Consider the following 12865-nt stretch of genomic DNA (forward strand, 5'->3'; position numbering starts at 1 on the left):
CAATGGTGACGAACGAAAAGGGAGTGGCATGAAGCAGATCCAGGTCGCGATCGACGGCCCCTCGGGCACCGGCAAGTCGTCCGTCTCCAAGCTCGTCGCCAAGCAGCACGGCTGGGGCTACCTCGACACCGGCGCGATGTACCGGGCCCTCACCTGGTGGTGTCTCGACCAGGACGTCGACCTGGACGACGGACCTGCGGTCACGGACGCGTCGAAGTCGTTCGACCTGCAGATGGGCACCGATCCCTCGAACCCCACGGTGGCAGTGGGGGATCGACGCATCGATGCAGAGATCCGCGAGCCCGAACTCACCCGTCAGGTCGCGAAGGTCGCCACCAATCTCGAGGTTCGCGCGAACATGCGGGAGCGACAGCGGGCGCTCATGCAGCAGCTCGCGGAACAGACCGGGGGAGTCGTCGCCGAAGGCCGCGACATCACGACGGTCGTCGCACCGGACGCCGACGTCCGGATCCTGATGACGGCCAGCGAGGAGGCACGGCTCGCGCGCCGTTCCAAGGAACTCAGCTCGACCGTCGAGGCGACCCGCTCCCAGATCGTCGACCGCGACAAGGCCGACTCCACCGTTTCCCAGTTCATGACCGCCGCCGACGGCGTCACGCTCGTCGACACCTCCGAATTGACCTTCGAGGAATCGCTGGCGGCGGTGTTGCAGATCGTCCAGGGGGCCCGACGTGACTGAGATCGACTTCGACCGCGGCTGGTCCGACCGTGGACGCGGCATCGGCAACCGACTGGTGAGGTTCGGGTGGCGCGCGAAAGCCCTTCACCCCGAACGGGTTCCGTGCACCGGACCGGTGTTGATCATCTCCAACCACACCGGATTCCTCGACGGCCCGCTCGTCTTCTGCCTCGCGCCACGCACAGTTCACTTCCTGGTGAAGAAGAGCTATTTCAAGTCCGTGTGGGGCCGGTTGCTGCGCGGCATGGGCCAGATCCCGATCGAACAGCGCACCGGCGATCGTCAGGCGCTGGCTGTCGCGAAATCCCTGCTGTCCGACGGCCATGCGCTCGGCATTTTTCCCGAAGGGACGCGGGGCACCGGCACGGTCGAGTCGGCCCACCAGGGCGCGGCGTGGCTGGCGCTGCAGACCGGAGCCACGATCGTCCCCGCGGCGACCCTCGGGACGCGCGGCACCGGGCGCGGTCGGGAGTCCTGGCCAAAGCCGGGCGCAACGCTGCGCGTGGTGTTCGGTGAACCGTTCGATCTGCCGCCCTACGAAGGCGTCCCGGGTCGGCAGAAACTGCAGTTGGCGACGGAGGAGATCCGTTCCCGCTTGGCCGAACACGTGCACGCCGCGGTCGACGAAACCGGCCTCAAGCTGCCGGTCGACGCCCCACCGGTCCTCTGAGTTTCTCGTTCAACCCAGGTGTCGGGGATGATGGATCAATGACTGAGCAGAATCCCCCCACCGTCACCGACGAGGAGAACGTCGAGCGCGCCTTGCGTGCCGGACTGGAGGACTTCGACCTCAGTGAAGAGGACCGCGCCCTCCTCGAACGACAGGGCGCCGACCTCGATGAGGAGTCGGAGGAATCGACCCGCCCGGTCGTCGCGATCATCGGCCGCCCGAACGTCGGCAAGTCCACCCTCGTCAACCGCATCATCGGACGCCGTGAGGCCGTCGTCGAGGACGTCCCCGGTGTCACCCGCGACCGCGTCGCCTACGACGGCGAATGGAGCGGACGCCGGTTCACGCTCGTCGACACCGGCGGCTGGGAGATCGACGCCCAGGGCATTCACCTGCGCGTTGCCGAGCAGGCCGAGGTCGCGATCGACCTCGCCGACGCCGTCCTTTTCGTGGTCGACGCGACCGTCGGTGCGACCGACGCCGACGAGGCCGTCGTGAAACTGCTCCGCAAATCGGGTAAGCCCGTCATTTTGATCGCCAACAAGGTCGACGACCAGCGCTCCGAGGCCGACGCCGCGATGCTCTGGTCGCTGGGCCTGGGCCAGCCCTGGCCCGTCTCTGCGCTGCACGGACGCGGCACCGGCGACGCGCTCGACGCGCTGCTGGATGTGCTCCCCGACAAGTCGACCGTCTCGGGTGCTTATCAGCGCGGCGGCCCGCGCCGCGTCGCACTGGTCGGACGCCCCAACGTCGGCAAGTCCTCGCTGCTGAACAAGCTGGCCCGTGAAGACCGTGTCGTCGTCGACAACGTGGCCGGCACCACCCGTGACCCAGTGGATGAGTACATCGAACTCGCCGGCAAGACATGGCGATTCGTCGACACGGCCGGCATTCGGCGCCGCGTGCACCAGACCCGTGGTGCCGACTTCTACGCCTCGCTGCGTACCCAGACCGCGATCGAGAAGGCCGAGGTCGCCGTCGTGCTGATCGACGCCGAGGAGTCGATCGCCGAGCAGGACATCCGCGTGGTGCAGCAGGTCATCGACGCCGGTCGTTCGCTGGTGGTCGCCTTCAACAAGTGGGACTTGTTGGATGAGGAGCGCCGCTACTACCTCGAGCGCGAGATCGAGCGCGAACTCGTCCAGATGACCTGGGCGCCGCGGGTGAACATCTCCGCGGTCACCGGTCGCAATGTCGAGAAGCTGGTTCCGGCGATCGAGACCGCCCTCGAGTCCTGGGACACCCGCATCCCGACGGGCCGCCTGAACGCGTTCATCGGCGAGATCGTCGCCGGTCACCCGCACCCGGTGCGCGGCGGTAAACAGCCCCGCATCCTGTTCGCGACGCAGGCGTCCACGCGTCCGCCGCGGTTCGTGATCTTCGCGTCCGGCTTCATCGAGGCGGGTTATCGACGCTTCCTCGAGCGCCGCATCCGTGAGGAGTTCGGCTTCGAGGGCACCCCGATCGAGATGTCGGTGCGGGTGCGCGAGAAGCGCAAGCAGCGCTAGTCCAGGTCGGCATGCCGGATGATCGAACGCGCCCTGGGTGATGACCTGCTGCGCACGCCGCGGCTACAGCGACTCACCGGCTGACCGCGTTCTTTCTGCCGCCGACTAAGAGAGGCCGATATCCGTGAGTGTGTTGAGTGGTGTGCGTCGAGTTCTGCTGGTTCACGCCCATCCTGACGACGAGACGCTCGCGACCGGTGCGCTGATCGCCGAGCTCGTCGAACGCGGTGTGGAGGTGCGGGTCGTGACCGCGACGCGCGGTGAACGTGGCGAACTGACGCCTGCCGTCTCGGGCGTCGAGCCAGGGTCGGACCAACTGGTCGCGCTGCGTGAGGGCGAGCTCGCCTCCGCTCTTCGGACGCTGCAGGTCGCCGGTCATGCGTTCCTCGGCAGCCCGCCTGCACGAGCTGCGGGGCAGACGCAGGAGCGCACCTACCGCGATTCAGGCATGCGGTGGATCACCGAGACCGTCGCCGGTCCCGCCGAGGACGCCGACGACGAATCCCTCACTGCCGCAAAGTTGTCGGACGCCGCCGCAGACCTCGAAGCGTACGTCGACGCCATCGGCCCGGATGTGCTGATCTCCTACGACGAGAACGGCGGGTACGGGCATCCCGACCACGTCCGCACCCAGGAGATCACCCGCGAGGTCGCGAAGACTCGCGGTCTGCCGATGCTGGAAGTCATTCCGCCCGACCGGGAGGTCGGGGGAGACCTCGATCGGATCGAGTGGAGCGACCTGTCGGCTCACTTGCCCAGTGTGCGCGAGGCGCTGCAGGCCCACGCGTCGCAGCTGACCGTCGACGGCGACGAGGTCGTTCACGTCGGCGGGCAGCGCGAACCGATCGTCATGAGAATCGGTCTGCGCCCGGTCGAACTCTGATCCCGGACGGGCGCCCGGCGTACGGTGATCGCATGACTGAACGTGCTGTCCTTCCCGCCCTCCCTGACGAGTCGTGGTCGCGCGTCCTGTGCGTCGTGGCGCATCCCGACGACATGGAGTACGGCGCGTCCGCGGCCGTTGCCACGTGGGCGAAGCGCGGCATCGAGGTCACTTATCTGCTGCTGACCAGCGGTGAAGCGGGCATGCAGCGGTCGCCCGAGGAGGTGGGACCGCTGCGCGCGCAGGAGCAGCAGCGAGCCTGCGACACGGTGGGCGTGAAGCAGCTGCGCATCCTCGACCACCCGGACGGAATGCTCCAGCCGACCCTGCAACTGCGCCGTGACATCGCGCGGGTGATCCGGGAAGTTCGTCCGGACGCTGTCCTGACGATGAACTTCGACCTCGAGGCATACGGCGGGTTGAATCAGGCCGATCACCGCGCTGCCGGCCTGGCGACGATCGACGCGGTGCGGGACGCGGACAACACCTGGGTCTTTCGTGAACTCGCCGATGAGGGTCTCGCCAAGTGGAGCACGGGCCGCCTGCTTGTGGGTGGTCATCCGGACGCCACGCACGCAGTGACTGTCGACGAGGACGCGGTCGCCGCGGCCGTTGCGTCGCTGGAGTGCCACGAGGCCTACCTGGCGGACCTGCCGGGCCATCCGAAGCCGGAGAAGTTCATTCCGGAGATCCTGAAGGACGGTGGCCAGGCCGCCGGATCGCAGTACGCGGTGCTCTTCCGTGTGTACGACGTAGGGATGTCCACGGGAGACGAGGGGGAGTGAAGTAGTCGCCACTGAGCGCCCTTCGTCCACGAGCGCACTGTCGGCTCGGCGAACCGCAGAATGGGTGAGCCCCGGTGACTCACCCGGTCGCGCGGGAGAAGAAAGCGTTCAGTGCGTCGAGGAGTCGGGCGACATCCCGGTCGTTGTTGTACGGAGCGAGCCCAATGCGTACGCCACCTGCCTCCCCGAGTCCGAGCAATTCGGACGTTTCGTAGCCGTAGAACGAGGACGCCGGGGCATTGACGCCCTGTTGCGCCAGAAACTCGCTGACAGCGGACGACTGCACACCGGCGAAGGTCGCCAGCAAGGTGGGTGTGCGCCGGCGCGCCCGGGAGAACATGGTCACACCATCGTGAAGTGCGGGAAAGTGGCGACGGATCGCTTCGACGTCCAAGGGCGCTGCGGGGGACTGGGTTTGCGTGTCGAAGTTCATGGCCTCAGCGTGGCACGGCGCTCTGACGCAGCGGGGCGGAGAAGATGAGGGAGCAGATTTCGGCGGTCGGAAAGCGAACGTCGACCAGGTACGTCTTGTGTGCCGGTCGATTGGATTCCCGCCAACCCCACGGCCTGGCTGATGACGGTCGCCCGGCGCCGGTCGGCCGACCATGCGCGACGCCGTGAGACCGAAGCGCGCAGGCTGACCAGACCTGGCCAGGTGAAAAATGTGCTCCGTCTCGACCGGCAAGCGGGCCATGGCTACTGGGCGGCGGTCTCCACTTCGTCGGACACCTGCACATTCACGTGGTTCAGGGCGCGGACCTTCTTGCCGACCTCCCTTGGACGCGGCAGTGGTGATCTGGACGTTCACGCGCAGATTGCGAAGATCGACACCGACGCCCGTGATCTGTCGGCCGGTCGGGTCAATCTTCTCGACGTCCTGCTGGGTGCGTCGAAGTTCACGATCCCCAACCTCGGAGATGCGCGGCAAGAAGCCCTCGTCCCTGATCGTGGACATCGCGGCGCGTTCCTGAGCGGGGACGATCACGAAGAAGGAGCTCGTGCCGGTCTGGTACATACCGTTGACGGCCGGGTGCTTCCTCTGCAGTTCGGCGTACTTCTGCCCCGCAGTCGACTGGGTGAGAACCGGGATCGTTCCACCGGTCTGCGTCGGCTCAGGACCCGTCGGCCCGGAGCAGCCTGTCAACACAAGAACAAACCCTGCCAGCGCGGTACAAAGTCGGATACCCAGTCGTTTCATCGCTATCCAGCCTCCAAGTTGCGCCGTACTGCCTCAGGGTTCGGCCGGCGGAAAACGGCACCAGCCCTGCAAGTACCGCCGTCGCGGAGAGTGCTGTTAGTCGCTTGAGCACTTGTCCCCCCGAAGTCCCCGCGAGCGGCGTGTGCTGACGAACGTATTCTCTGGCCGGTTGAAGCGAAAGCCCCTGTACTCAGATTGTTGTGCGGCAGCGGCCATCGAGGATCACTACGAAGCCTCCGGGGCTACCGCCGGCTGACCGGAGGCGGGCGAGTGCCCGCGGGTTGCCGGCCTACGACAGCCAGCCCGATGGCCGGATGGCCGGATGCGCTCGCACACAGTGCACAGACGACCGGTCGGAAACATGAAAGAGGCGGTCCCGGTGCTTAACTGAAACCACCTCTTACCTGCGTAAACGCTAGTCGGGCAGTCGGGTTGGGAATGCTGAAGGGTCGGCCGACGCCTGAGTGATGCGCCAGCCGATTACGGGTCGTGGGCACTCGTTCGTTGGACACGGTGGCGTCGCCAAGTGGTGGCTGGGTCGCCAGCGCTCCGCCGCGCGGTGCTCTCGACTGCAACAAGTTCTAATGGGTGGCTGGCCGCACAATTGGGCGCCGACCGGCGTCCTGACGCCGCAATATCCACGGTTCTTCGGGCGGAATTTCGGTGTTTCTGGTCCTGTTGATTAGTACTGTTCTGCGGTGGGCCGGAGACCGTCGCCATTGGGTAGGACGCGCGAGTTGCTCACGGACGTGCCGCGGTTGGAGGCAGCGCGTCGCTCCGCACTGCAGCGGCGATACCTCGCGACGCGGGGTATTGCGGTGGTTGGCAGCTCGACGGCGGAAGCAGTCATCCCACTGGTCATCGTGGTAACGCTCGGGGGCGGTCCGGGTCAGATCAGCGCCGTCCTGTTCGCGACGCTCGGAACAGCACTTGTGCTTCGCCTTCCGATCGCGCGGATCCTGGATCACAGGACCGACGAGGCAAGCATTCAGGCATTGGCCCTTGTGCTTGCAGGCATCGGGTCAGCCTTGATTTGGGCGGCCTGGATGATCGGCGTGCTGACCTACCCCTTCCTTCTGGCCTGCGTTCTACTCATCGCCCTTGGCCGCACGGTTGTCTCCACTTCCGGGTATGCGGTGGTCGGCAGAATCGCGGATGGGCCGGAACGGCTCCGCATGACCGGGCACTTGAGTAGCGTGAACAGTGTGGGCTCAGTCGTCGGCGAGGCGGTGGGTCCCGCACTGACACGGTTCGTTCCGCCGCCGGTGGTGCTTCTCGTCGACGTCGTCCTGAGCGTGGTATCAGCGATATGCGTCCGATCATTGCGCCGCGCCACCGGTGAGGCGGCCAAGGCTGATGAGGACGTGTCATCGAGCGATGCCACGTCGGTGTGGACGTCGATTCGGACGAACCGACCATTGCTGACCATCTGGATGATCGGGTTCGTTGCTTCCGTCTCGGCGCCCGCGATCCTGGTGTTCCTGTTGGACGTACTCGGGATTCCGATGTGGCTCATCGGTGTCACCTTCGCCGCAGCCGCTCCTGGCGGCATTGTCGGGGGTTTGCTGGTCCGCGCGGTCGCCGGCCGCTTCCGGGCGAGCGTTGTGCTGGCGACCGGTGCTGTCATGTCCGCTCTCGCCATCGGCCTGCTCCTGGGCGCCAACGGTCTCGGTCATTGGGCGCTTCCGGCTGCCATCGCCTACGAATTCGTCACAGCCCTTTTCGGCACTCTCATGATCGCGTCGACGATGGGGCGCCTGCAGATGATCACGCCGAGTCACCGCGTGGCACGGACGATGTCCGCCGCCAGCATCGGACTGGAGGCTGCCGCACTGCCCGGACTGCTGGTCGGTGGCACCGTCGGCTCGACCGCGGGTGCGGAGGCGGCGCTGACCGCAGCCGTCGCGCTGTACGTTCTGCTGGCCGGGGTGGCGGTCATGTGGGTGCGAGGGTGACCGTGGATGCCTGCGGTGACGCGTGGGCGCCTTCCGCCGACCTGCTCGGGCCCGCCTACGCACGACACGCCGAGTCTGTTCTGGGACGTGTCCGATTCGAACTGGTTTCGAGTCAACTCCTGGAGGTCTTTCCGCGGACGGAAGGCCACGTCGTCGACATGGGTGGCGGGTTCGGCGAGCAGGCAATCATGCTCGCGCGCGAAGGATTCCGTGTCACGGTTTGCGACCCGGACCCCGACATGCTGGCCATGGTGAAGTCGCGAATTCAGCCCCTGGAGGAAGCGCTTGCCTCGCGGGTTGTCCTAGTGCCGGACGACGGTCGGCGGCTGGAGAGTCTCGGCGCCGGCGAGTGCGATGCGGTGCTGCTCCACAGCGTGCTCTCGAGGTCGGATCGCAGGACGCGAGGGGAGTGCCCGATCGAGGTTCGTCGAATTTCTCCTTCCGATACCACGCGGCGCACGGTCGGCTCGGAGACACCGGTCAGCTTCGCCACCTCGGCGAACGTGTACACCGGGTCGGTCAAAGGGATGATCGCCGGTCCGGCGTCATCAGTCAGTCCGTCCTGCGCGCTTGCGATGCGCGTTCTGTCGCGTGGGAGTCGCAAAAACCCCGTACGACAGAAAGGTCAAAAACCCCAGTGGATGCGGAAGATGGGAGTCGCAAAAACCCCGTACGACAGAAAGGTCAAAAACCCCAGTGGATGCGGAAGAGAGCCGCAGATCTGCCCGGAATACCGGCAAGATCTGCGACCCTCCAACGTCGGGCTGACAGGATTTGAACCTGCGGCCCCTTGACCCCCAGGCGTCCAGACGGCTTCGGCCGCATCGGATTCCGCGTGATTCCGGGCGTCAGATCATGCAGAACACGTCACGAAATGCATGGTTTGCATGATTCTGGTCCCCTTCTGGTCCCCCTTGTGCCAGGCACCGGAGAATGAGTTGGGTGCGTCCCGAGGAACCTTCACACTTCAGCCGACTTCGCCGACCTGAGCTTGCTGATGATCGTGTACTTGATCAAGTCAACGGCGTCCCACTGATTCGTGCACTTGGGCGTCGTCGCAGTGCCAAGCGAGTATCGCGCACTCTCGGCAAGGCTGGACCTTCCTGAGCGCTTAGAGCACGAAAAACCTAAGCACCCCGCCGGAGGTCCGGCCTAGCCCGCCCAGCGGCCATTCGGCTTCGCGTTGAGGACAGTGGCGATGTACTGTCCACGGGATTGGCCGTCGGCAGTAAATTCATCCCAGGTGGCCTGCGGGCACGCAGCGTAGGACCATTCGACTCCGTCAGGGAAGCGAACGAGAATGGTCTCGCTCTCTGGGATGTAAGCCTCGGCGACGATTCGAGATGACCCGTCTACCGCCTGCCAGTCGATCATGTTTCCTCCAGGTTGTAGGTTCCTCGCCACGACGCAATTGACGCCGCTACGTTCGGTGGGCTGCTTGGCTGGCGCCAGGATTCGAGAGAAGGATCGTGTGCGTTCGGGAACGGCATGGGAGCGTCCACCAGAGCACGCGCCGGCAAGCTGACGGCTTCGCCAGTAACAATCGCCTCGCCGGTCCTGAGTGCTGGCAACACTGTGGCAAGGCCGGACACGCTATCGGGTAAGGCAGCTCTGATTTTCGCTTGATCCGCGGAGTTACTAAGCCTCAGCGCGATCAGAGTCCCTGCTTGGGCGAGCGCAGTGTCTGGAAGCTCGGAAGGGCGTTGCGTGACCAGCACCAATCCGACGCCGTACTTTCTGCCTTCACGAGCGATGCGATTAGCCGCCTTGCTGGCCATGTCTGCGGCGGTCGGTCCGAGGTAGCGGTGTGCTTCCTCCAGGACGATGAGAACGGGCCGTGACCGACCAATACCGGTCCCATTAGCCGGCGTGCGAACGGCTGTTTCAAATATCAGTGTGAGAATGACGCCGATTGCTAGTTCGCTAGCTTCATCGGGAACTCCACTGAAGTCAAGGATGGAAACTGGCTTCTCGCGCCCTAGCCAGTTGGCAACCTCGTCGATGAGGGGATCATCTCCGCGCGGATCGCCTGCCGGTTCTTGGAGGAAGGCGCGCCGCGGATCGAGAAGCCCGAGACGGAGCAACTCAGGAACAGCCCCATAGACGCCGTGGCTCGGACTCTTGAAAGGAGCCGCACCACCAGGGCCATAGGGCGCAAACTCCTTGGGCGTTAGCGTCTGTGGGTCACCCTCGCGCTCTACGATTGCCGTGGCCGCGTCGGTCTTGACCTCTCGGACCTCGTTGTTCTCGGCGTCGAGCTGGTGCCACACATTTCGTAGGTCGAAAGGAATCGGCGTGTCGGCAGTGACGGAGGCAGCGTCGAGTTCGAGCCAGTCGGCTGCGGCGGCGAACGCGCGCCGCTCCTCGGTCACCAGTTCACGGAAGCGGCTCTGGACTGTGCCGCCGCCATGTGTTCCTGCAAAGGCGTGAAGGATGTCCATCGCTGGAAGCGCCCAATAGGGAACACGAATGCCTCGGTCTCCAGCATCGAGTACCGAGCGAATGGATGCTTGGGCGCTGAGCGCCTCGGCATACTCACCATGGGGGTCAATCACAACAATGTTGGCTGCATCCCACCCTCCTCGCGAGAATCCCTGGAGAAGTGAGGCGACACAGCTAGTCTTGCCTGCGCCGGTCGAGCCGACGATCGCCGCGTGGCGTGTCACGAATCGACTTGCGTCAAGGCACACCGGAACTTCTTCGGCAGCCGCGAGCCGCCCGAAACGCAAGAATCGTTCGTCGGGCGATGGGAACAGCGCGTGGAGGTCGTCGGGTGTGGCGAAGTGGACTGGATCGTCCAACCCTGGGTATGTCCCTACCCCTCGCTGAAAGTGTCCCGTTCCTCGGTCGATCTCTCCGAGCAACTCGATCTGAAGCCACCGTTCGCCGACTTGCACGGTGTCTGCTGGCTTGGTGGTTCCGCTCAGCTCGGCGATGCCGAGAAGGCTAACCTGTCCAACGAGGTCCACCAGTCCCTGAGGGACTCGCACGATCGAGCCGACTTGGCCGATGCGCTGTAGGCGACCGCGATAAATCGGTGCCGCGCCTGCCAGATCAGAGTCGAGAGCTACTGTGACTTGCGCTCCGAGGACGTGCCGAACCCGCCCGATGCAAGTTGGGTCCTGTTCAGCCATTCGAAACCGCGGCTTTCGCAAGCAAGTCCGCGAGTCGGGACTCGAGTTCTCCGCGGGGCGGAGAACTCCGCGCCAAGAAATGAGTGAAGAACTCGAAGTCACCTAGCAGGAACTTGTCGCCATTCCATACGTCGGCGGGGATCGAATCTGGCTTCTTCCAGGGTTGCCGGATGCCTCCCAGTACTGCCTCGCCACGTGTCACGACTTGGACGTTTGGCGTCGTTGCCGCGAGGGCTGCTACTTCATCAGGGATCGCGGAGTAACAGAACACGATGAACTCTGAACGTGGTCGTCGACGAGCCGCGTTGAAGATGGTCTCGTTCAGGTGTTGATCACCGAACGAGTACCCGGTGATCAGTGTCAAAGTTTCGGGTTCGTCGAGCGCACGGCGTAGCCGATCCTGGAGCACTAGGAATGGGACGCGGCGCGATTCATCGTACTTGGCATCCGACGGGTAGATCGCAGCCGGCTGGCCTCCTGGCGCCGGCATTCCGAGACGTACAACCGTGGGGTTCTCGTTCTCGCTCCAGACCCAGTGCACTGATCCGTGGAGTTTCCAGAGGCGGACGAGGAACGCTGGAAGCGAAGCGCCCACTGATTGGACACCGCGCTCCGCGTCTCCGACGCCCTCCACAAGATCGCCTCGGAACTGAGCACGCAGGGTTCCCACGAATCCGTCGAAGTATGGGACACCCAGTGCCTCTAGTCCTGTTTCGACGAGCAAGTCGTAGTTGACTGTGAATAGCTCAACTGGCCGGTGGTATTCCGCTCTGGCCGCCCAGGATGCCAACCGCCACATCGGCTCATACGTAACCGTTGCGGATGTCAGCTTGTCGATAATGAGTCGACAGATATCGACATCGAGCGCACCCGCCTGTTCCCCAGTCAGTCCGTCGACCGTGTCCTCGGATTCTTCGAGCAAGGTGGCGATGCGGCGTAGACGGCTGAGTACCTGCTCCAGATTGCGACCTGTCGCCAGGCGCTCGAAGGCGGTCAACTCGTCGCCTGTCAGGGCACCACGGACATGCTCAGTCAGGCCCGCGATGTCAGGCAGGCCGCATGCTTTTGACGCACCTGCGCCGAGGAACACGCACACGTGACGCGAACGGGAGGCGAGCTTTTCGCTCAGCCCGTTCACGAACCCCACGACATCGTGTGCCGACATGGTTCAAGATTACGCTGGCGTATGCCCATCCTGGTCGCGTCGGAGACACGCGTGTCTTCCGATGTCAGACCTAGCGCGGCTTCGCCTGGTCTTCTGCACCTGGTGCGAGGGCTACTGCCGGCCTACGGAGTCGGGATGTACTTCGAAGCCGAATACTCCACCAGTCTCCCCCAGCGCGTGGTTGCGTCCGCAGACAGCGACTCCGGCCCAGAGACGCTCGATCGCCGTTGCGATGCGCTCATGGAGAGCGTGGATGAACTTGTCCCAGGCATCGTTGTCGCCCAAGTCGCTCATCGCCTGCTGGTAGAGCGTTGCGACCGTGGAGTCAGCGAGCGCGGCTTGTTCGATGTTCTGCCATGCGTCGTCGGGGCTCACCGGTTGCTGGGCGTCGCCCAACTCATCGAGGTAGTAGAACCGCCCCATGCGTCCGTACATGTCCAGCGCCTCGATGATCGGTAGAACGACAGTGTCGTTGTCGACCTCGGCGAGGAGACCGCGAACGTACTCGCTCTTGTCCGCAGTACGTACTCGCAGCTCGTTCATCACCGTGGTGTGCATAGCGACGAGCTTGTGTCCCTGCTTTTGCATCTCGGTCTTGGTGGGCCACTTGTGGTCAAGATCTAGGGCGATGAGCCCAAGGGTGAGTTTGTACAGCTTCTCCACGCCGATCGACAGCATGGTCAGGATCGGGTCGCGGGTCGTGTCGATGAACGCGCCCGTGCGGATGACTCGGATGCCGTAGGCGAGCAGGTTCCGCGTCGAGGTCATCTCCGCGAGCAGAGCAAACCCCTGCTGCCGGTCCAAGCCCACAATTGCCACGGTCTCAGGCTAACGACGTGGACGGACAGCATCCGTCGCACGAGGCCG

Annotated in this window: 13 protein-coding genes; 8 read left to right on the forward strand and 5 right to left on the reverse strand. The window is 64.7% G+C overall.

Translation table 11 applies throughout. The annotated features are described in order from the left end of the window. Positions 1-28 precede the first annotated feature (28 nt). The 5 genes from cmk (at position 29) to FB459_RS08960 (ending at position 4546) form a co-directional block, all read left to right on the forward strand. Entirely contained in the window at positions 29-700 is a 672-nt protein-coding gene (cmk, locus tag FB459_RS08940) for a (d)CMP kinase (protein ID WP_129623909.1), read from the forward strand. Then, positions 693-1370, forward strand: coding sequence for a lysophospholipid acyltransferase family protein (locus tag FB459_RS08945; RefSeq protein WP_141928203.1), 678 nt, complete (start codon positions 693-695; stop codon positions 1368-1370). The genes cmk and FB459_RS08945 overlap by 8 nt, the downstream gene beginning before the upstream one ends. Before the next feature lie 38 nt (positions 1371-1408). Further along, positions 1409-2878, forward strand: a complete 1470-nt coding sequence (der, locus tag FB459_RS08950) for a ribosome biogenesis GTPase Der (protein ID WP_141928204.1) — start codon at positions 1409-1411, stop codon at positions 2876-2878. A 124-nt stretch (positions 2879-3002) separates the two neighbouring features. Then, complete coding sequence (locus FB459_RS08955; protein ID WP_170221793.1) at positions 3003-3761, forward strand: PIG-L family deacetylase; 759 nt, start codon at positions 3003-3005, stop codon at positions 3759-3761. Between the two features lie 32 nt (positions 3762-3793). Next, on the forward strand, positions 3794-4546 hold the full coding sequence (locus tag FB459_RS08960) for a PIG-L deacetylase family protein (RefSeq protein ID WP_141928206.1): 753 nt from the start codon (positions 3794-3796) through the stop codon (positions 4544-4546). 79 nt (positions 4547-4625) lie between these two features. Here the strand turns inward: FB459_RS08960 and FB459_RS08965 are convergent, their stop codons facing one another. Continuing rightward, entirely contained in the window at positions 4626-4979 is a 354-nt protein-coding gene (locus tag FB459_RS08965; protein ID WP_141928207.1) for an aminotransferase class V-fold PLP-dependent enzyme, read from the reverse strand. A 231-nt stretch (positions 4980-5210) separates the two neighbouring features. On the opposite strand from FB459_RS08965, the gene FB459_RS08970 reads away from it, so the two are divergent. From FB459_RS08970 to FB459_RS08980, 3 genes are all read left to right on the forward strand, one after another. Further along, positions 5211-5852, forward strand: coding sequence for a hypothetical protein (locus tag FB459_RS08970; RefSeq protein ID WP_141928208.1), 642 nt, complete (start codon positions 5211-5213; stop codon positions 5850-5852). 710 nt (positions 5853-6562) lie between these two features. Beyond that, the gene (locus FB459_RS08975) at positions 6563-7699 is read left to right on the forward strand and encodes an MFS transporter (protein WP_170221795.1); all 1137 of its coding nucleotides are present in this window, start codon (positions 6563-6565) and stop codon (positions 7697-7699) included. Further along, on the forward strand, positions 7696-8493 hold the full coding sequence (locus tag FB459_RS08980) for a class I SAM-dependent methyltransferase (protein WP_141928210.1): 798 nt from the start codon (positions 7696-7698) through the stop codon (positions 8491-8493). The genes FB459_RS08975 and FB459_RS08980 overlap by 4 nt, the downstream gene beginning before the upstream one ends. 358 nt (positions 8494-8851) lie before the next feature. Here the strand turns inward: FB459_RS08980 and FB459_RS08985 are convergent, their stop codons facing one another. The 4 genes from FB459_RS08985 to FB459_RS09000 form a co-directional block, all read right to left on the reverse strand. Then, positions 8852-9073, reverse strand: a complete 222-nt coding sequence (locus FB459_RS08985; protein WP_141928211.1) for a KTSC domain-containing protein — start codon at positions 9071-9073, stop codon at positions 8852-8854. Further along, positions 9070-10833: an ATP-binding protein gene (locus FB459_RS08990; RefSeq protein ID WP_141928212.1), complete on the reverse strand. Its 1764-nt coding sequence runs from the start codon at positions 10831-10833 to the stop codon at positions 9070-9072. The genes FB459_RS08985 and FB459_RS08990 overlap by 4 nt, the downstream gene beginning before the upstream one ends. After that, positions 10826-11998: an SIR2 family protein gene (locus FB459_RS08995; protein ID WP_211345162.1), complete on the reverse strand. Its 1173-nt coding sequence runs from the start codon at positions 11996-11998 to the stop codon at positions 10826-10828. Before FB459_RS08995 ends, FB459_RS08990 begins: the two co-directional genes overlap by 8 nt. A gap of 111 nt (positions 11999-12109) precedes the next feature. Then, entirely contained in the window at positions 12110-12817 is a 708-nt protein-coding gene (locus tag FB459_RS09000) for a hypothetical protein (RefSeq protein ID WP_141928213.1), read from the reverse strand. Positions 12818-12865: the final 48 nt, after the last annotated feature.

The organism is Yimella lutea, assembly GCF_006715095.1.
In the GTDB taxonomy this organism is placed as follows: domain Bacteria; phylum Actinomycetota; class Actinomycetes; order Actinomycetales; family Dermatophilaceae; genus Yimella; species Yimella lutea.

Excerpts from the sequence above, each read along its gene's own strand:
- cmk (WP_129623909.1), top strand. The coding sequence starts at position 29 with ATGAAGCAGATCCAGGTCGCGATCGACGGCCCCTCGGGCACCGGCAAG.
- der (WP_141928204.1), top strand. The coding sequence starts at position 1,409 with ATGACTGAGCAGAATCCCCCCACCGTCACCGACGAGGAGAACGTCGAG.
- FB459_RS08960 (WP_141928206.1), top strand. The coding sequence starts at position 3,794 with ATGACTGAACGTGCTGTCCTTCCCGCCCTCCCTGACGAGTCGTGGTCG.
- FB459_RS08965 (WP_141928207.1), bottom strand. The coding sequence starts at position 4,979 with ATGAACTTCGACACGCAAACCCAGTCCCCCGCAGCGCCCTTGGACGTC.
- FB459_RS08985 (WP_141928211.1), bottom strand. The coding sequence starts at position 9,073 with ATGATCGACTGGCAGGCGGTAGACGGGTCATCTCGAATCGTCGCCGAG.
- FB459_RS08990 (WP_141928212.1), bottom strand. The coding sequence starts at position 10,833 with ATGGCTGAACAGGACCCAACTTGCATCGGGCGGGTTCGGCACGTCCTC.
- FB459_RS08995 (WP_211345162.1), bottom strand. The coding sequence starts at position 11,998 with ATGTCGGCACACGATGTCGTGGGGTTCGTGAACGGGCTGAGCGAAAAG.